17 protein-coding genes and 1 other RNA gene are annotated in these 18,517 nt (G+C 69.1%); 6 read left to right on the top strand and 12 right to left on the bottom strand.

The window, feature by feature from the left end; genetic code table 11:
• Positions 1-14: 14 nt before the first annotated feature.
• Positions 15-1,136, top strand: coding sequence for an FAD-dependent monooxygenase (locus IE302_RS38980; RefSeq protein ID WP_191259473.1), 1,122 nt, complete (start codon positions 15-17; stop codon positions 1,134-1,136).
• Here IE302_RS38980 and IE302_RS38975 read toward each other — a convergent pair.
• Both IE302_RS38975 and IE302_RS38970 read right to left on the bottom strand, forming a co-directional pair.
• On the bottom strand, positions 1,081-1,755 hold the full coding sequence (locus IE302_RS38975) for a response regulator transcription factor (protein ID WP_191259472.1): 675 nt from the start codon (positions 1,753-1,755) through the stop codon (positions 1,081-1,083). The genes IE302_RS38980 and IE302_RS38975 overlap by 56 nt on opposite strands.
• Complete coding sequence (locus IE302_RS38970; RefSeq protein WP_191259567.1) at positions 1,730-3,334, bottom strand: sensor histidine kinase; 1,605 nt, start codon at positions 3,332-3,334, stop codon at positions 1,730-1,732. The genes IE302_RS38975 and IE302_RS38970 overlap by 26 nt, the downstream gene beginning before the upstream one ends.
• Positions 3,335-3,459: 125 nt before the next feature.
• On the opposite strand from IE302_RS38970, the gene IE302_RS38965 reads away from it, so the two are divergent.
• Positions 3,460-3,669 carry a hypothetical protein gene (locus tag IE302_RS38965; RefSeq protein WP_191259471.1) on the top strand — a complete coding sequence of 70 codons (210 nt, stop codon included), beginning with the start codon at positions 3,460-3,462 and terminating at the stop codon, positions 3,667-3,669.
• Positions 3,666-4,424, top strand: coding sequence for a hypothetical protein (locus IE302_RS38960; RefSeq protein WP_191259470.1), 759 nt, complete (start codon positions 3,666-3,668; stop codon positions 4,422-4,424). Before IE302_RS38965 ends, IE302_RS38960 begins: the two co-directional genes overlap by 4 nt.
• A 25-nt stretch (positions 4,425-4,449) precedes the next feature.
• On the opposite strand, the gene hutI is transcribed toward IE302_RS38960, so the two are convergent.
• Genes hutI through hutH form a run of 5 tightly spaced genes read right to left on the bottom strand, consistent with a single transcriptional unit; the run spans position 4,450 to position 11,296 of the window.
• Positions 4,450-5,616 carry an imidazolonepropionase gene (hutI, locus tag IE302_RS38955; protein ID WP_191259469.1) on the bottom strand — a complete coding sequence of 389 codons (1,167 nt, stop codon included), beginning with the start codon at positions 5,614-5,616 and terminating at the stop codon, positions 4,450-4,452.
• Entirely contained in the window at positions 5,604-6,908 is a 1,305-nt protein-coding gene (locus IE302_RS38950) for a formimidoylglutamate deiminase (RefSeq protein ID WP_191259468.1), read from the bottom strand. Before IE302_RS38950 ends, hutI begins: the two co-directional genes overlap by 13 nt.
• Positions 6,905-8,101: an allantoate amidohydrolase gene (locus IE302_RS38945; RefSeq protein WP_191259467.1), complete on the bottom strand. Its 1,197-nt coding sequence runs from the start codon at positions 8,099-8,101 to the stop codon at positions 6,905-6,907. The genes IE302_RS38950 and IE302_RS38945 overlap by 4 nt, the downstream gene beginning before the upstream one ends.
• The gene (gene hutU, locus IE302_RS38940; protein WP_191259466.1) at positions 8,098-9,765 is read right to left on the bottom strand and encodes a urocanate hydratase; all 1,668 of its coding nucleotides are present in this window, start codon (positions 9,763-9,765) and stop codon (positions 8,098-8,100) included. The genes IE302_RS38945 and hutU overlap by 4 nt, the downstream gene beginning before the upstream one ends.
• Before the next feature lie 4 nt (positions 9,766-9,769).
• Positions 9,770-11,296 (bottom strand): histidine ammonia-lyase, encoded by a 1,527-nt coding sequence (hutH, locus tag IE302_RS38935; protein WP_191259465.1) that lies wholly within the window; start codon positions 11,294-11,296, stop codon positions 9,770-9,772.
• Positions 11,297-11,645: 349 nt separating this feature from the next.
• On the opposite strand from hutH, the gene IE302_RS38930 reads away from it, so the two are divergent.
• Positions 11,646-12,431, top strand: a complete 786-nt coding sequence (locus IE302_RS38930) for an IclR family transcriptional regulator (RefSeq protein ID WP_191259464.1) — start codon at positions 11,646-11,648, stop codon at positions 12,429-12,431.
• Here the strand turns inward: IE302_RS38930 and IE302_RS38925 are convergent.
• From IE302_RS38925 to ssrA, 5 genes are all read right to left on the bottom strand, one after another.
• Positions 12,419-12,634: a hypothetical protein gene (locus IE302_RS38925; protein ID WP_191259572.1), complete on the bottom strand. Its 216-nt coding sequence runs from the start codon at positions 12,632-12,634 to the stop codon at positions 12,419-12,421. The two genes, IE302_RS38930 and IE302_RS38925, sit on opposite strands and share 13 nt — an antisense overlap.
• Before the next feature lie 207 nt (positions 12,635-12,841).
• The gene (locus IE302_RS38920; RefSeq protein WP_191259463.1) at positions 12,842-13,801 is read right to left on the bottom strand and encodes a hypothetical protein; all 960 of its coding nucleotides are present in this window, start codon (positions 13,799-13,801) and stop codon (positions 12,842-12,844) included.
• On the bottom strand, positions 13,782-14,885 hold the full coding sequence (locus tag IE302_RS38915; protein WP_191259462.1) for an AAA family ATPase: 1,104 nt from the start codon (positions 14,883-14,885) through the stop codon (positions 13,782-13,784). The genes IE302_RS38920 and IE302_RS38915 overlap by 20 nt, the downstream gene beginning before the upstream one ends.
• Positions 14,882-16,036, bottom strand: coding sequence for a DUF262 domain-containing protein (locus IE302_RS38910; protein WP_191259461.1), 1,155 nt, complete (start codon positions 16,034-16,036; stop codon positions 14,882-14,884). The genes IE302_RS38915 and IE302_RS38910 overlap by 4 nt, the downstream gene beginning before the upstream one ends.
• A 109-nt stretch (positions 16,037-16,145) precedes the next feature.
• Positions 16,146-16,518: a transfer-messenger RNA gene (gene ssrA / locus IE302_RS38905) on the bottom strand.
• A 155-nt stretch (positions 16,519-16,673) separates the two neighbouring features.
• Between ssrA and IE302_RS38900 the strand changes: the two genes are divergently transcribed.
• Positions 16,674-17,369, top strand: a complete 696-nt coding sequence (locus IE302_RS38900) for a sensor domain-containing protein (protein ID WP_191259460.1) — start codon at positions 16,674-16,676, stop codon at positions 17,367-17,369.
• A complete protein-coding gene (locus IE302_RS38895) occupies positions 17,366-18,505 on the top strand; it encodes a sensor histidine kinase (protein WP_191259459.1) in 1,140 nt (379 codons plus the stop codon). The genes IE302_RS38900 and IE302_RS38895 overlap by 4 nt, the downstream gene beginning before the upstream one ends.
• Positions 18,506-18,517: the final 12 nt, after the last annotated feature.

Raw genomic sequence — 18,517 nt, 5'->3', positions numbered from 1 at the left:
TAGAGGAGGTCGACATGCGCAAAGCGATCGTGGTCGGCGGAGGAATCGGCGGACTGACCGCGGCCATCGGGCTGCACGGCATCGGCTGGGAGGTCACCGTCCTGGAACGGGCGCCGGAACTCACCGCGGTCGGCGCCGGCATCTCCTTGTGGCCGAACGCCCTGCGCTCACTCGAAACGCTGGACGTCCACCTCGGCACCCTGCGGGAACAGTCGTCGGGCGGCCTCCACGACCGCGAAGGCCGCCGCATCACCCGGTGGGACGCCGAGGCGTTCCGCCGTCATCACGGCCGTCCGCTCGCCGCCATCCACCGCGCAGACCTCATCGGCGCGCTCCGCGACGCCCTGCCCGCCGGTTGCCTCCGCACCGGCACCGAGGTCAGCGGCCTCGACGAGCTCGACGCGGACGTCATCGTCGCCGCCGACGGCATCCACAGCACAGCACGCGCACAACTCTGGCCGCGGCATCCCGAGCCGGTCTACAGCGGCAGCACCGCCTTCCGCGCGGTGACCGCGCTGCCCCGCCCGGCCGAGCTCAGCACGAGCTGGGACGACGGCGCCGAGATCGGCGTCATCCCGTTGCACGACGACCGCGTCTATTGGTGGGCGAGCTACGTCGCCGAAGCGGGAATCCGGCACGAAGACCCGAAGTCGTATCTGAGGAACCGCTTCGGCGGCTGGCACGCACCCATTCCCGAGCTCATCGACGCGACAGAGCCCGAAGCGCTGCTCCACCACGACCTCTACCTGCTCGGCACTCCCCTGCCCTCTTACGTGAAAGGCCGCGTCGCCCTCCTCGGCGACGCGGCCCACGCGATGCCGCCGTTCCTCGGCCAGGGCGGCTGTCAGGCGATCGAAGACGCCGTCGTCCTCGCCGCCGCGCTCAGTACCACCGAAGACATCGAAACGGCGCTGAAGAGCTACGACGAACAGCGCCGCCCGCGCAGCCAGGGCGTCGTCAAGGCCTCGGTCCAGGCCGGGAAAGTCGGGCCGCAGCTGCGCAATCCGCTCGCCGTGGCCGTCCGCAACAGCGTGTTCCGCCTGCTCCCCGGCGCGCTCACCGCCCGTATCGGCGCCGGTGTCAGCGGCTGGATTCCTCCCGTTCCCCGCCGACCAGTCCCGCCTCGTACGCCGTGATCGCCGCCTGCACCCGGTTCCGGGCACCGAGCCGGTTGAGGATCGTGCTCACATAAGCCTTCACCGTGCCCTCGACGACGAAAAGTTTCGCCGCGATGTCCGCATTGGACAGTCCGGAACCCAGCAGCGCCAGCACTTCCTGCTCGCGTGGCGTCAGCTTGCCGACCAGTGCCTTCGCTTCTTCGGCACGGGACACCTGATTTCCGGAGAACCGGGCGATGACCCGCTGCGCGACCTTCGGCGAGAGGAAGGCAGCTCCGCCGGCGACGGCGTGGATCCCGGCGAGCAGTTCGCGGGGATCACCGGATTTCAACAGGAATCCGCTGGCGCCGAGACCCAGCGCGCGCTCGATGTAGGCGTCTTCGCCGAACGTGGTCAGCATGATCACGCCGATCTCCGGCAGCAGACGCCGGATCTCCTCGGCGGCCTTGAGCCCGTCCATGACCGGCATCCGGATGTCCAGCAGCACGACATCCGGCCTGGTCGCGCGTGCCTGCTCGACGGCGGCACTGCCGTTCTCGGCCTCCGCGACCACTTCGATCCCGGCGTCCGCCGCCAGGATCGCCGACACCCCGGCGCGGATCATCGCCTCGTCATCGGCCAGCACCACCCGGATCATCCGGGTTCCCCCTTTGCTCGTCTTCACTGATCATGTCCTTCGCCACGAGTTTGCCGTCGGCGAAGCACAGCCGGTAGGCCTCGTAGTTCAAGTTGAACACGGTGCGCTCGGTGCCGTAGTACTCGCAGGTCGCTCCGGCGGGCACCGGCGGTTCCACCGTCCGTGGCCTCGCGATCCGCTGGTTCCCTGGCAGGACGGACGCGAGCTCCGCCCGCGTCTGGCCCAGCCGGATGCGGTCGTAGTCGCCGCCGGGCAGGACGGAGCGGTACCACTGGACGAGGAACACGGCGCCGCTGATCGCGACCACCACGCCGAAGAGCCCGATCGGCACGACGATCGCCTGGATCAGGCTGCGCCGGACGTCCCGCCGGGCGCGTTCCAGTTCCCTGGCCGAAATCGACTGCCCCACCTCGGCGTCCATCGCCGCCTGGCTCTCCGGCGATTCCTCCGACGGCGCCGCGTCGTGCGGCAAAGTCGCGCTGACCTCGAATCCGCCGTCGTGGGGTCCGGCCCGCAAGGTCCCGCCGACCAGCCGGACCCGCTCGCGAAGGCCGATCAGCCCGCGCTTGCCCGAGGTCCTGCCCGGCAGCGGTCCCGCGGGTGGCGCGGCGTTGGTGACCACGACGTCCGTCCGTCCCTCCGAACGCACGACCCGGACGGTGACGGCCGCGCCCGGCGCGTGTTTCACCACGTTCGTGACCGATTCCTGCACCACGCGATACGCGGCGCGGTCGACCATCCGCGGTTCACCGTCCACCGGGCCGTCCACGGAGGAGTCGATCAGCACGCCCGACGCCCTGGCGCGGTCGAGCAGGTCGTCGATGCTCTCGTCCACCGGTTCGGTCGGCGCGTCGTCCTCGCGCAGGACGCCGATGATCTCGCGCAGCCGTTCGGTCGCGGTCGCGGCGCTCTGCCGCAGCTCGCCCGCGGCCTGGCGCTGAGGCTCGTCGAGCCCGCCCGCGACCTCCAGCGCCGCCGCGCGCACCGCGATGAGGCTCAGCTCGTGGCCCAGCGAGTCGTGCATGTCGCTGGCGATCCGGGTGCGCTCGCGCAGCCTCGCGCGGTCGGCGACGAGCCGCTGACGGCTCTCCATCTCCTCGGCGCGGCGCCAGCCGTCGCGCGCCATGTCCTCGCGCTGCCTGATGTAGCGGCCCATCAGCCACGGCGTCACCGACGCGAAGACCAGGACACCGAGCAGGGCGCCCCAGGACGCGAACCCGTCCCTGCTCCACACCAGCGCGACAGGGACCGCGATCAGGGAAACGACGACGAAGAGGCGCAGCATCGGCTTCGCGACCGGCTGCCGGTAGCCGGCGAGGTAGCTCACCGCGACCAGGACGAACCCTTCCCAGATCGGCACCCGGCCGCCGAAGCTGCCCATGACGACGAAACCGGCGACCATCGCGATGGCGAGCGAGACCAGCGGATACCGGCGCGACACCGCGACCGCGGCGGTCGTCGCGATGAGCCCGGCGAGCAGTTCCCAGGACCTCGTGCTGGATCCGGCGTCGATGACCACCCAGCCGCAGAGCCCGAGCCACAGGGCGACGTCCATGATCAGCCGTCGCCCGCGCCGCACCGGCTCTTCCGCGTCCTTCACAGGCCTGGACGCTACAAGTCGTGCCGAGCCGTCCGCCATGGACGAAAGTAAAGGTCCCCCGATCATCCGGTCTCCGCCGGATTCATGAGGCATGATGATCGACCATGGCCGAGCGCACACTCACCGGCCAGCTAGGCGGTCCTGTCCCGGCAGGCATCGAAGCGCTGGCCGACAACGAAAAACAGGACCTCTCCGACGCGCTGCGCGAAGCGCGGCACCGTCAGGCCAAGGCATTGGCCGAAGCGGGCGAAGAGGGCCTGAAGTACGTACCCGCCCTTCTGCGCGGCACCATCCGCAAGGTGGTGGGCCTGTGACCACCGAAAACTTCGCATCGCAGGCGGAGATCCTCAAACTCGCCCGTGTCCTCGGCACCGCTCCTGATCGACTGTCCTACCTGGAGAACGTGGACGCGGCGGAGCTCCAGGCGTTCCGCGAGCAGGTCACGGACACGCTGTTCGACGCCAATCTCGCCGCCCTGGAGCGGATGGCGATGGCGAGCAAGCTCGTCCCGAGCCCGATCCTCGCGAAGATCGCCGAGAAGGTCTTCGGCCCGCTTCTGTGCGCGCGGATCGCCGGGCTCGTGGACGTCTCCCGCGGCGTCGACGTCGCGAAGCGCCTGAAGCCGCAGTTCCTGTCCGACGTCGCGGCCGAACTGGACCCGCGCCGGGCGAGCGCGATCATCGCGCGCATCCCGCTCGACACGGTCGTCGCGGTCGCCGGGGAACTGGTGCGCCGCGAGGACTGGATCACCGTCGGCCGCTTCGTCGGCCACCTGCCCGATCCGACAGTGCGCCGGGCTCTCGGCGTCATCGGCGACGAGGCGCTGATCCGGATCGCGTTCGTCCTCGACGACAAGAGCCGGATCGACCACGTCCTCGGGCTGCTCTCCGAAGCCCGGTTCCGCGGCCTTCTGCAGGTCGCGGCCGCCGACGAGGACCTGTGGGCGCCGGTGCTCGACCTGCTCACCCATCTGAGCGAGAAGCGCGTCGAGCAGTGGTCTCACTTGCTCGACGAACTCCCGTCCGCGCTGCGCGAGCGGGTTCAGGAGACCCTCGACCAGGCCTCCTGACCGCCGGGAGAGCAAGGGACCTTTGCTATCGCTTTGACGCGAAACCGCTGGTCAGAAGCTCCCCGCGCCGCCACACAGCGGCCGTCAGCGGCACCCCGGGCCGGTACGCCAGGTGCGTCGTCGAAGGCGCCTCCAGCACCTGGAGGTCGGCCCGCGCCCCCGGCCGCACGAAGCCCACGTCGTCACGCCGAAGAGCGCGAGCGCCGCCCGCCGTCGCCGACCACACCGCCTCGTCGATCGTCATCCGCATCTGCAGCACCGCGGTCGTGACACAGAACGCCATCGACGTCGTGTACGAGCTGCCCGGATTCGCGTTGCTGGCCAGCGCGACCGTCGCCCCCGCGTCCAGCAGCCGCCGCGCCGGCGCCAACGGCTGCCGGGTCGACAGGTCGCACGCCGGCAACAAGGTCGCGACGGTGTCCGAAGCGGCGAGAGCCTCGACGTCCGCTTCGCCCAGGTACGTGCAGTGGTCGACACTCGCCGCCCCCAGCTCGACGGCGAGCCGCACCCCGGGCCCCTCCCCCAGCTGGTTCCCGTGCACCCGCAGCCCGAGGCCACGCTCCCGCGCCGCCTTCAGCACCCGCCCGGACTGCGCCTCGTCGAACGCGCCGGTCTCGCAGAACACGTCCGCCCACCGCACGAGCGGCGCCACGGCGTCGAGCATCTCGCCGCATACGAGGTCCACATAGGACTCCGCGTCGGCGCCCGGCGGCACCAGATGCGCGCCGAGGAACGTGACCTCGTCGGCCACCTCGGCGGCGATCCGCGCCGAACGCGCCTCGTCCTCGACGTTGAGCCCGTAGCCGGTCTTCGTCTCCAGACAGGTCGTGCCCTGCTTCGCCGCTTCGTCGACGTGACGCCGCAGATTCGCCGCCAGCTGCTCGTCGGACGCCGACCGCGTCGCGTCGACAGTGACCGCGATACCCCCGGCGCTGTAAGCCTTCCCGGCCATCCGCGCCTCGAACTCGGCGGTCCGGTCACCGGCGAACACGAGGTGCGTGTGGCTGTCGACCCAGCCCGGCAGCACCGCCCGGCCGTCGACGTCGATCCGCTCGTCCGCGTCGGGCGCGTCCGCCGCCGAACCGACCCACGCGATCGCTTCGCCGTCGACGACGACCGCCGCGTCGCGGAGCTTGCCCAGCTCGGCGTCGTTCGTCGTGAGCTCGCCGATACCCGTGATCAGGACTGCCACAATGCCTCGATCTCCTTGGCCAAGACCGTTTCCGGCCGGTCGATCAGCTGGTGTACGCCCTCGCGGACGATCTCACGTCCGGCGACGACGACATCCCGGACATCCGTGCCGGACGCGGCGAAGACCACGCCGGACGGCTCGATCCCGGCGGTCCGCACCGAGCCGAGGCCGACTGTGACCAGGTCCGCGCCCGCACCCGGAGCCAGCAGGCCGACCTCGTTCCAGCCGACGGCGCCGTGATCCGTCGCCGCTGTCAGCAGTTCCTCCGCGGTGAACCGGCCGCGCCGCTCACTCGCGAGCCGCTCGTTCAGTTCCAGCGCCCTGGTCTCCTCGAACGCGTCGACGACCGCGTTGCTGTCGCTGCCGACACACAGCCGCACCCCCGCGTCCAGCAGTGTCCGCGCCTGGCCGATCCCGTCACCGAGATCCCGCTCGGTCGTCGGGCAGAAACACGCGCGGCTCCGCGCCCCGCCGAGTTTCCTGACGTCGTCCGGCGTCAGATGCGTCGCGTGCACCGCGGTGAGCCGCTCACCGAGCACTCCGTGGTCGTGGAGCACTCCCGTCGGCGTCCGGCCGTAGGCCGCCAGGCACTGCTCGTTCTCGGCCCGCTGCTCGGAAAGATGGATGTGCAGCGGGCGATCCGCTGGCGTCCCCTTGTCCACTTCGGACAATTGATCTTCGGGAACCGCGCGCACCGAGTGGATCGCGCCGCCCACCCGGAACGTCTCCCCCTCACGCACTTCGCCGACTCGGTGCGCCCAGTTCGCGGCGGAACCGTCGGAAAACCGCCGCTGAACCTCGTCCGGCTCCACCCCGATGCCACCGGCCAGGTAGCACGTGTCGAGCAGAGTGAGCCGGATCCCGGCGTCCGCGGCCGCCTGCCGCAGCGCCTCGCCCATCGCGTTCGGCTCGGCGTAAGACTTTCCGCCCGGCGCGTGGTGCAGGTAGTGGAACTCGCCGACGCTCGTGTACCCGGCCAGCACCATCTCGGCGTAGACCCCGCGCGCCAGGCGGAAGTACGAGTCCGGATCCAGCCGGGACGCGAGCGAGTACATCCGCTCGCGCCACGTCCAGAAGGTCCCGCGGTCGTGATGCGTCCGGCCGCGCAGCGCACGGTGGAACGCGTGCGAGTGCCCGTTGGCGAAGCCCGGCAAGGTCAGTCCACTGAGGACGGTCCCTTCCCGGGGCGCGTTCGCCGTCACGGAAGCGATCTTCCCGCCGTCGACCTCGATCCGGACGGCGTCGGCGATCCCGTCCGGCAACCAGGCCCGCTCACACCAATATGTCGTCATGTCGACAGTTTCTCCAGGATGTCCGCGAGCGCGCGGGCACCGTGGTCGACGTCGTCTGCCTCGGAGAACTCCTCCGGGGAATGGCTGATCCCGGTCGGATTGCGCACGTAGAGCATCCCGGACGGGACGAACCCGGCGAGGATCGCCGCGTCGTGCCCGGCGCCGGTCGGCAGCTCCGGCGGTCCGCCCAGCCAGGTGCCGAGGTCGCGGCGCAGCGCGTCGTCGAAGATCACGTCGTCCGAGTACGACTCCCTGGTCACCTCGACCCGGCAGCCTTCCTGACCAGCGGCTTCTTCGGCCAGCTTCGCGATCTCCGCGACCAGTTCCGGCGTGGCCGTACCCGGCACGCGCGCGTCCAGCCAAAGGTCCACGGTGGACGCGATGACGTTGGTCCCGCCGGGGACCGGCACGAGCCTGCCGACAGTCGCCCTGGCGTCAGACGTCGCCTTCGCCAGCTTCCGCACGGCGAGGACGGTCTCGGCCGCCGGGATCATCGGATCCCGGCGATCCCCGATCAGCGTCGCACCGGCGTGGTTTCCCTGCCCCTGGAAGGAGAATCGCCATCGGCCGTGCGCGATCACCGTGTTGCCGACCGCGATCGGCGAGCCGAGGTCGATCAGTCCGCGCCCCTGCTCGACGTGCAGTTCGAGGAACCGTCCGATCAGCCCGAGGCGCTCGGAGTCCCGGCCGACGCGTTCAGGATCGAGGCCGGATTTCGCCGCCGCTTCCGCGAACGTGACGCCGTCGGGATCGCGCAGTCCGCGCGCCTTGTCCGCGTCGATGGTCCCGGTCAGCAGCCGCGAGCCGAGGCAGGGCACACCGAACCGGCCGCCTTCTTCTTCGGCGAAGACCACCACGGCGAACGGCTTGGCGGGACGGAATCCCTTGTTCTGCAGGATCTCCACCGCGTCGAGCGCGCTCGCGACCCCGAGCGGGCCGTCGAAGGCGCCGCCGCCGGGCACCGAGTCGAGATGGCTCCCGGTGACGACCGCGTCCGGGCCCGGCGTACCCCACCAGGCCCAGATGTTGCCGTTGCGGTCGGTCTCGACGCCGAGTCCCAGCCGTCCGGCACGCTCGACGAACCACGCGCGCAGCTCGATTTCGGCCGCGTCGAAGGCGTGACGGGAGTAGCCGCCACGCTTCGGGTCGCGGCCGACGTCGGAGATCTCCTCCAGCAGCGAGGACGCGGTCACTCGGCGTCCCGCATCGGCACGCGCACGCCACGCTCGTCGGCGACCTCGGCCGCGCGGTCGTAACCGGCGTCGACGTGCCGGATGACGCCCATGCCCGGGTCGTTGGTGAGCACGCGCTCGAGTTTCTGCGCGGCCAGCAGGGTTCCGTCCGCCACGCTGACCTGGCCCGCGTGGATGGAGCGGCCCATGCCGACGCCGCCACCGTGGTGGATCGACACCCAGCTGGCCCCCGAAGAGGTGTTGACCAGCGCGTTCAGCAACGGCCAGTCGGCGATCGCGTCGGAGCCGTCGGCCATGCCCTCGGTCTCGCGGTACGGCGAGGCGACGCTGCCCGAGTCGAGGTGGTCACGGCCGATGACGACCGGCGCCTTCAGCTCGCCGCTGGCGACCATCTCGTTGAAGCGCAGGCCCGCCAGGTGCCGCTCGCCGTAGCCGAGCCAGCAGATCCGCGACGGAAGCCCTTGGAAGGCGACGCGTTCACCGGCGAGGCGGATCCAGCGCGCGAGGGATTCGTTCTCCGGGAACAGTTCCAGCATCGCGCGGTCGGTCGCCGCGATGTCCTCGGGGTCGCCCGACAGCGCCGCCCAGCGGAACGGGCCGTTGCCCTCGCAGAACAGCGGACGGATGTAGGCGGGCACGAAACCCGGGAAGTCGAACGCGCGCTCGCAGCCGCCGAGTTTCGCCTCACCGCGCAGCGAGTTGCCGTAGTCGAAGACCTCGGCGCCCTTGTCGAGGAAGCCGAGCATCGCCTCGACGTGCTCCGCCATCGACTCGCGGGCGCGTTCGGTGAACTCGTCGGGCTTCTTGTCCGCGTAGTCCTGCCACTCGTCGACACCGACGCCCTTGGGCAGATAGGAAAGCGGGTCGTGCGCGGAGGTCTGATCGGTGACGATGTCGACCTCGACACCGCGGCGCAGCAGTTCGGGCAGCACCTCGGCGGCGTTGCCGACGACGCCGACGGACAGCGCGCGCTTCTCCTTCTTGGCGGCTTCCACGCGGCGGATCGCGTCGTCGAGGTCGTCGGCGACCTCGTCGAGGTAGCGGGTCTCGACGCGGCGGTGAGCGCGCTGCGGGTCGCATTCGATGACGAGCGCGACGCCGTCGTTCATCGTGACGGCCAGCGGCTGCGCGCCACCCATGCCGCCGAGACCGGCGGTGACCGTCAGAGTGCCCTTGAGGCTGCCGCCACTGTGCCCATTCAAAGCGAGCTTCTTGGCGACGGCGGCGAAGGTCTCGTACGTGCCCTGCAGGATTCCCTGCGTGCCGATGTAGATCCAGGACCCCGCGGTCATCTGGCCGTACATGGTCAGGCCCTGTGCTTCCAGGCGGCGGAATTCCGGCCACGTCGCCCAGTCGCCGACGAGATTGGAGTTCGCGATGAGCACCCGCGGCGCCCATTCGTGCGTGCGGAACACGCCGACCGGCTTGCCGGACTGGACGAGCAGCGTCTCGTCACTGTCCAAAGTGGTCAGTTCGCGGGTGATCGCGTCGAAGCTGGCCCAGTTGCGGGCGGCCTTGCCGGTGCCGCCGTAGACGACCAGGTCCTCCGGGCGCTCGGCGACCTCGGGGTCGAGGTTGTTGTGGAACATCCGCAGCGCGGCTTCGGTCTGCCAGTTCTTCGCGGTGAGCGTGGTGCCTCGGGCGGCACGGACCGTGCGGGTCATGGGCTCAGACCTCCAGTTGGGCCGCGGCGAGGACGGCACCCGACGCGACGAGTTCTTCGGCGGCCGCGATCTCCGGCGCCAGATGACGGTCGGGGCCGGGGCCCTCGACCTTGGTACGGACGAGATCCCGGACCCGGCCGGTGACCGGCGACGGGACCAGGGGCGCGCGCATGTCGAGCGCCCGCGCGGCGGTGAGCAGTTCGATGGCGAGGACGGTGTTGAGGCCCTCGACGGCCTTGCGCAGCTTGCGCGCGGCGGACCAGCCCATCGAGACGTGGTCCTCCTGCATGGCGCTGCTCGGAATCGAGTCGACCGAGGCAGGCACCGCGAGCCGCTTGAGTTCGCTGACCACGGCCGCCTGCGTGTACTGGGCGATCATGTGGCCGGAGTCGACGCCGGGGTCGAACGCGAGGAAGGGCGGCAAGCCGTGCGAGCGGGCCTTGTCGAGCATCCGGTCGGTGCGGCGCTCGGCGATGCTGGCGACGTCCGCGAGCGGGATGGCGAGGAAGTCGAGCACGTACGCGACCGGGGCGCCGTGGAAGTTGCCGTTCGACTCGACGCGGCCGTCGGACAGCACGACCGGGTTGTCGACCGCGGACCGGAGCTCACGCTCGGCGACGAGTTCGGCATGCGTGAGACTGTCCCGTGCGCCGCCGTGCACCTGGGGCGCGCAGCGGAGGGAGTACGCGTCCTGGACGCGGTTGCAGTCCGGGCCGCGGTGGCTCTCGACGATCTTCGAGTCCTGAAGCGCCGCCCACATCCGCTCGGCGCTCCGGGCCTGCCCGGGGTGCGGACGCAGGGCCTGGAGGTCGGCGGCGAAGGCGCGGTCCGTGCCGAGGAGCGCTTCGACGCTCATCGCCGCGGTGATGTCGGCCGTGTCGAAAAGCTTGCGCAGGTCAGCGGCGGCGAGCAGGAGCATGCCGAGCATGCCGTCGGTCCCGTTCGTGAGGGCGAGCCCCTCCTTTTCTGCGAGAACGACCGGCTCGATCCCGGCGTGCTTCAGCGCGACGCCGGCCTGGACGACTTCGCCGTTGTACGCGACTTCGCCCTCCCCCATCAGCGCGAGCGCGACGGCGGCCAGGGGCGCGAGGTCGCCGGAGCAGCCGAGGGAACCGTACTCGTGGACGAGCGGGGTGATCCCGGCGTTGAGCAGGGCCGCAAGCGCTTGCGCGGTCTGCGGGCGGATACCGGTGTAGCCGCTGGTGAGGGTGCGGAGACGCAGCAGCATCAGCGCGCGCACGACCTCGGTCTCCACGACCGGCCCCGCGCCCGCCGCGTGCGAACGGATCAGCGACCGCTGCAGCGCGGTGCGGCTCTCGAGCGGGATATGCCTGGTGGCGAGCGCACCGAAGCCCGTCGAAACGCCGTACGTCGGCGCTTCGGCGTGGGCGAGGTTGTCGATGTGCTGACGTGTCGCGGCGAGGTTCTTCTCGGCCGCTTCGCTGACCGCGACGGGCGAGTGGTCACGGGCGACCGCGACGACCTGTTCGGGCCGAAGCGGTTCGGACCCCAGAAGTACGGTTTCCGGCATAGCCCCATTGGACAACGCCATGCCCGCTGGCAGGCGGCCCCAACCGGTGGTTGTGTCTGGTATCCAAGACACACCCGGCGGGAGCAAGGGACCTTTGCTGTCGCGGGCGGGAGGGGTGTGTGGAAATAGAGACGTTGAGTGTCCCTGTTCCCGCACACCTCCTACTCCGCGTAGCGGTGCGTACCGACCGTGTGGATTTTGGTGCGTTGGACGCGCGGAAATCCACACAGTCACAGTGCCCACCTGCAGAAAGAGAGCAAGGGACCTTTGCTATCGCTTCTCTCGACGTTGAGAGAAGCGACAGCAAAGGTCCCTTGCTCCCCCCGGGCCGGACGAACAGGAGGTCGGCGTGGGTGAGAGCAGCGAAGTACCGGCGCTCAGGCGCGGCCTCGGCATCCTGCGTGCCCTCGCCGCCCGCCCGGGCCCGGTGTCGGCGGCCGCGATCGCGCGCGAGCTCGGCCTCCCTCGCTCGACGACGTATCACCTGCTCGCCGAACTGGAAGCCGCCGGTTTCGTGACGCACCTGCCCGCCGAGCGCCGGTACGGCCTCGGCATCGCCGCGTTCGAACTCGGCTCGGCCTACCTGCGGCACGACCCGCTGGAACGGCTCGCGGTCCCGCTGCTGCGCAAACTCGCCGATCGGGTGGGCCATACGGCGCACCTCGGCGTGCTGCACGGCAACGAGTCGCTCTACCTGGTCAAAGAGCGCCCCACGCGCCCGGAAACCCTGGTCACCGAGGTCGGCGTCCGGCTTCCGGGCCAGCTCACGGCCTCCGGCAGGGCGATCCTGCGGCATCTGCCGTCGCCCCACGTACGCGCGCTCTTCCCGGCGGCGTCGGCGTTCGTCCTGCGCACCGGCCGCGGCCCGCGCACGCTCGCCGAACTGCGCCGCACGCTGAACGCGGAGGGCAGGCTCGGCTGGGCGGTCGAAGACGGCCACGTGACCGAGGGCTTCGCCTCGGTGGCCTGCCCCGTCTTCGACCACGGCGGACGGCCGATGGCCGCGATCAGCGTGACCCTCCGCCACCTCTGCCCGGGGACCGGAGGCTGCGAGGAAACTTGGCCTGACCTCGCCGAAGAGGTTCGCCGGACAGCGGCCGAACTGACCACCCGGATCGGGGGTCAGGTTCGCTGAACGTGCTCTTTCCGCACTCCTTCGAGACCCAACATCGCCAGCAGTTCAGCACAGTCGAGAGCCCCTGAAGAATGCCCCGCGACCGTGCGCGCCGCCTTGGCGTTCTGCAGGTTGAGGCGGACTTCTTCCTCCGCGCGCACGCTCGCCATCCGGCTGTGGTCGTCCGCGGGATCCGGTCGGCTCGAGTGCCTGGCCCAGGTCATCTGCCACCTTCTTCCGGCCCTCCGGCGACACGGGGTCGTTTCGGAAGAGGGCCATGGTCGGACACTCAGCATGACACCTCACCCGAACAAGATCACCATTGCGGGTGAATCGAGATGAAAACGACCCTGATTTAGCTACTCTCCGTTATTAAGACGATCGTCCAAAGCCTGGTCGGACAGTCACTTCGCGACCGACCTCGACCAGCCTCAGTCCAGGTGCTCGGCGAAGATTCCCACCAATATCCGCCCGGAGTACTTTTCGATCGGCAACGAGAAGTGGACCCGGTCGCAGTTCCAGACCCGTTTACCGTGCCATTCGCACCGATAACGCACGCCTTCGAACTCCACCAGCCGCTGAGCCCAAGCCTGGGGGTTCTTGTGCGTCAGCGTGCTGTCCGGCGAAATAGTGATGCCGTACGTGGAAAATTCCTTGATCACTTTTTTCCGGTCGCCCTGATGGCGGATCAGGGACGAGGCGAAGGAGTCGTTGATCCCGGAGAGGAGATCGATCAGCCACGGGATGACTTCTTCGCGCGCCCCCTTGAACCTGCCGAACGAAAGCGAGTCCGCGAAGAGCAGCTCCGGAAACGCGCGCCCGGCCAGCGCGAAGAACTGCGTCTCGGTGATTCGCTCTCTCCGGAGCACGCCACGCCAGAAATCCGGCAACTGTCCGGGAGCGGTCAGCAAATGGATGTCCAGTTCCGCCGGCGGTGTCTGCCGTTTGACCGTCGTCCAGCCCGCGATCTCCACCTCGGGCGAAGCGACCAGGCACGACATCGCCCGCCCCGCCGAGGCGAGCGCGAGTACGTGACAGAACCCGAACGACCGCTCCGCCGTTGTTCCCCCGACCTCGACTTCCTGAGGCAGGTCATCGTCTTCAGGGGACACCGAATGGCACTTGTCCAGCAAGGTGGCGAGGCGGACACGGGAATCACGGGGCACCCGCGGGTCACGAGTGGTGAACAGTTCGAAAAGCCGGACCGACTCCCAGCACTCCACTTCGTAAGCATGATCCATGAGCGCGACCTGCTTGCCGGTCGTCAACGGATCCAACAGGTCCGCGAGGTCGTCGACGGCGTCGGCCGGATCGAGGTCCGCCCGGCCGCGCCAATCGAGACTGCCTTCGTCCACGACCACGCGATAGCGGTCATCGGCGGCGCCGCGCATGCGCGAGGACCCCCAAGTCGTTCTCGATCTGATCGAAGAAGCCTTCAGGCCAGGCGTCGAGTTCACCTACCTGGTTGACCTGGATCGGTGTCACGCCCGCACGGTCGAAGTAGTGCACGATCATCGCGGCCGAGTCCAGCGCGTGGTCCCGCGCCACCGCCAGCCGGGCGCCGTTCAGCACGTGATCGCTGTGCGTTTCCACGACGACCTGCACTCCGCTGCCCGCGACCTTGGCGAGAAACCGTCCGAGTCGGGATTGACCCGCCGGGTGAAGGTGCGCTTCGGGGTTCTCGATCAGGAGAACGTCGCCCTCGACGGCCAGCAGGCCGCTGACGATGATCGGCAAGGCATAGGACACGCCGAACCCGGTGTTGACCGGGCGGATCATGTCGGCGAACTGGTCGGTCTCCTGGAAGCGGATCGTGCTGGCCATGATGCCGGTGGAGAGCTGGGCGGTGATGCGCACCGGCCGGATGATCTCCGACGCCCATGCCTCGGCCTGAAGCCGCAACTGCGGGCTCGCGACCTGCTGGTGCCGCAACGTCTCGCGCACCGTCGCGCGAGTGCTGACCGACCTGGTCTCCCGCAGTGCGAGCACTTGAGCCGTGAACTCGCCCCGTACGCCGACCCCGATGTGTTCGGGCTCCTCCGCGGACACCGACAGGACGTCCCTGGGCCCCAGCCGTTCCGCGCCCAGGTAGGTGAAGGCGCCCGGCTCGTTGCCGATGCCGGGGGCCGGCCGCTCAGGAAGACGAGTGACGTCCAGGTACAGGGCCTCTTCGTGAGCGGGGACCGAGAAGCCGTAGGTCCAGTCCTCTCCGCCGCCCCCGAAGGAGATCGTGATGTCCGGTGTCGGCGCCGATCCGCTGAGGACATCGGCGGCGGTGCCCAGCGCCAGCTCGTAAGGCCCGTTCAGGCGGACGGCCCGTCCCGGTGAGTTCGACGCCAGACGCGCCAGCAGCAAGGACTGCAAGACGGTGCTCTTGCCGCCGCCGTTCACCCCGGTGAGGATCGTCAGCGGCCGCATCGCCAGCGAAACTTCGCGCAGACACTTGAAATTGACGATGTCCAGCGAGGTGATCATCGGCCGACCCTGGCATCCTCGTCTGCGGCGTTGAAGCGATATCTGACGCGCCGGCGGTCGGCGGTCGAGGACGTGATGGAGTCCAGATAGTCGATATCCGACGTCATACGCTCTCGCGCCGCGGCCACTATCGCGTCCTTCCTTCTCGCGAGATCTCCGGCCTCGTGTCGGGCCATCGCGATGGACCACGTCTCGAACAAGGCCCGGTTGATCGGGCTGCGCCCATGAGCGTGCTTGGCCCATTTCCTGAACGCGTGCTCACCGAAAACCAGATGAGTGTTGGACATGGCCTTGACGAAGGCCGCTTTGAGCCGCTCGACGTCGGTGTCGGCGAACTTGTCGGAGTTGTCCAGCAACTGCGTCGCTCGCATGAGGAAGGTCTCCATCGCCGGATTCCTCATGTAGTCGTCCAGCCCCAGAATGTAGAACGCGGCGAAGCGGAGAGCCATCTCCCTGTCGTTCATTCTGATGTGGTCGGTCAAACCGTTGGTCGCCATCGAGAACTCCGGCGTATGGGTCATCTGCCGGAGGATCTCGCGGCTTCGCGGCTTGCTCATGCAGTGCCGGATCTCCTGGGCGTTGAGCGGTGTGCCGCCGGTGTTGATCCGCTTGAAGATGTCGTACATGACATCGGCGGGCGTCGTCGGATCGATGACGTTGACGACCAGCTGGGTGTTGTTGATCCGGCGCTGCCACTGCATGTCCAATTCGTCGAAACGACGACCGTCGGCGTCATGCAGATATTCGAGGCCGCGAAGCGCGAACTTCGGACCACGCACGAAGGCGTGCAAGGTGGAAAGCCGCTGGAGCCCGTCCACCACGTGAAAGCCACCGTCGGTGTCTTCGGCGAAGTAGAACGCCGGCAAAGGTATCTGAAGCAACAAGGACTCGACGAGCAGGGATTTCTGCTCGGCTCGCCACACCTTCCCCCGCTGGAAGTCGGGGGCGAGTTCCAAGGCGCCCTCGTCGATCTGATCCAGAATGTTGCGGAGCGAGAAAGCGCTGGTCGTCACCCGAATGTGCTCGGGATTCCAAGGGCGTTCGATCTTCGCCCCGTCCGCGCTGGTCTGCTCGACCTCCACCCCCGTGGCCCGGCCCTCGAAAACGTCTTCGACGACATCTGGAGCCAGCTGGGCACTCTCCGAAACCATGACGGCGATCCTACGGGCCGGACGGCCGCCCCACCTCCGACCAGCCACGCGGCTCCCGGGCCCCGGCAACGAAAACGGCGAGTGCTCTGTCGAGCACTCGCCGTTCGTCCAGTGGAGGTGCCGGGAATTGAACCCGGGTCCTCTGGCGTATCACCAGGGCTTCTCCGTGCGCAGTCCGCTATGTCTCTACTTGGCCCCTTCAGTCACGCGAACAAGCTGAAGTGACGAGCCCAGCCACTGTTTGATTCCCAACCACACCCCGTAGCCGAGTGTGGCGGTAAGCCTCCTAGCTGATGCCGGTGACCGGGTCGGAGGCGACCCCGGACCGACAGAGTTGCTCTACTGCTTAGGCAGCAAGAGCGAACTCGCGCTGGCTCTTAGGCTCGGCGCTTATTGGTTTGCGATGACGCTTACGGTGGTCTCTCGCCTGCACCGGCACGCTTCTCCTGATTCAACGTCCAAAGTCGAAACCGTTCACCCCCTTGGTGGGACACAACCTGTACATCATAACGCGGCGGGCAACCGGATTGATCCCGCAGGTGGGGCTAGCCCCACCTGGGAGATGCCCGTGAGCACCATGTCGGCGGGCGCCCGCGAGCGCGATGCTTGTCTCCTCGACCAGGAGAGGAGCACGACCATGAGTTCGCTGGCGGCCGAGCGGGAGCTGAGCAGGTCCGATCCGTCGTTCGGCGGCTCGCTGGTCTACCTGCTGATGAACCTGCCGATGGGCGTCCTGGCCTTCGCGCTCCTGATGTCGTTCATCTGGCTCGGTATCGGCACGGTGATCGTCTGGATCGGGCTGCCGATCCTCGCGCTGGTGATCCTGACGGTCCGCGGGGCGGCCCGGATGGAGCGCGCCAGGGTGTACGCGCTGCTCGACCGCTACATCGACCTGCCGTACCTCCCGTTGCCCACCGCGGGCCAGTCCGTGCGCTGGAAGGCGCGGCTGAAGGACGGCTCGACGTGGCGCGACCTCGGCTACTTCTTCCTGCTCTTCCCGCTCGGGATCATCGAGTTCGTGCTGGTCACGGCGTTCTGGTCGACCAGCCTCGGCCTCGCGGGCCTGCCGATCTACTACCGCTTCCTGCCCGCCGGCGAGTACCGCTTCCCGACCTGGGACAACGCGTGGTTCACCGTCGACTCGACGGTCTCGGCGCTGCCTTGGGCGGCTCTCGGCGTGTTGTGCGTCGCCCTGTCGGTAGCGTTGACGAAGGCGCTGGCGGGGCTGCATGCCCGGCTGGCGACGGCGCTGCTCGGGCCGACTCACGCCCAGCGCCGCCGTCTGGAGGATTCATGGGGCGAGGTTCCGACGATGAGCACGGTGAACGGATGACGATCGACCAGCAGATCCAGCACGTGGACATCCCGCGGCCGCGGCCGCTGCGGTCGATCGCCTACATGTTCGTCAGCTTCCTCTTCCGGCTGCTCCAGTTCATCCTGATCATCGTCGGCCTGGCGGTCGGCATCGCGACGGCGGTGGTGTGGATCGGCTTCCCGATCCTCATGGCCACGACCAACTTCATCCGCTGGTCCGGCGACCGTGAGCGGGGCTGGGTACGCAAGATGCTCGAAACTCCGCTGGAGCCGGTGGAGCGGCTCCCCGTCGAGGGGCTTTCACTGGTCAAACGCTGGCTGACCCGGCTGACCGACCCGACGACGTGGCGCGACCTCGCCTACCTGATGGTGGCCTTCCCGCTGGCCTGCGTGGAGTTCCCGATCGCGATCGCGTCGATCGTGCTGCTGCCGATGGCGATCTGGGTGACCCCGTGGATCGGCTGGCTGCACGGCAACCTCGCGTTCTCCCTGCTCGGCCCGAACCGCACCCAGCGGCTGGAGCAGAAGGCCGAGCGGCTGCAGGCGTCGCGGGCTCGCGGTGTCGACGCCGCCGAAGCCGAGCGCCGCCGCATCGAACGCGACCTGCACGACGGCGCCCAGCAGCGCCTGGTCGCGGTCGCGATGAGCCTGGGCCGCGCGAAGTCGAAGTTCGACCAGGACCCGAACGCCGTGCGCGAGCTGATCGACGAGGCGCATCTCGACGCCAAGCTGGCGGTGTCGGAACTGCGCGATCTCGCCCGGGGCATCTACCCGGCCGTGCTCGGCGACCGCGGCCTCGACGCGGCGCTGTCCGCGCAGGCCGCGAAGTCCCCGATCCACGTCGACGTGGAGGTGGACGTCGAACCGCGTCCGCCTGCCGCGGTCGAGACGACGGCGTACTTCATCGTCGGCGAGACGCTGACGAACATCGCGAAACACTCGGGCGCGACCGAGGCGGGTGTGAAGGTGTGGCGCACCGACTCGATGGTGATCGTCGAGATCACCGACAACGGGCACGGTGGCGCCGAGGTCCGGCCAGGTGGCGGCCTCGCCGGGCTCGCCGACCGGGCGGCCACGATCGACGGCGTGATCACCGTCGTCAGCCCGCCCGGCGGCCCGACGGTGATTCGAGCGGACCTGCCGTGCCAATGGTGACCCGTTCGTGAG

This window comes from Amycolatopsis oliviviridis (assembly GCF_014654365.1).
Taxonomy (GTDB): domain Bacteria; phylum Actinomycetota; class Actinomycetes; order Mycobacteriales; family Pseudonocardiaceae; genus Amycolatopsis; species Amycolatopsis oliviviridis.
This window is presented reverse-complemented; position numbering and strand designations above follow the sequence as displayed.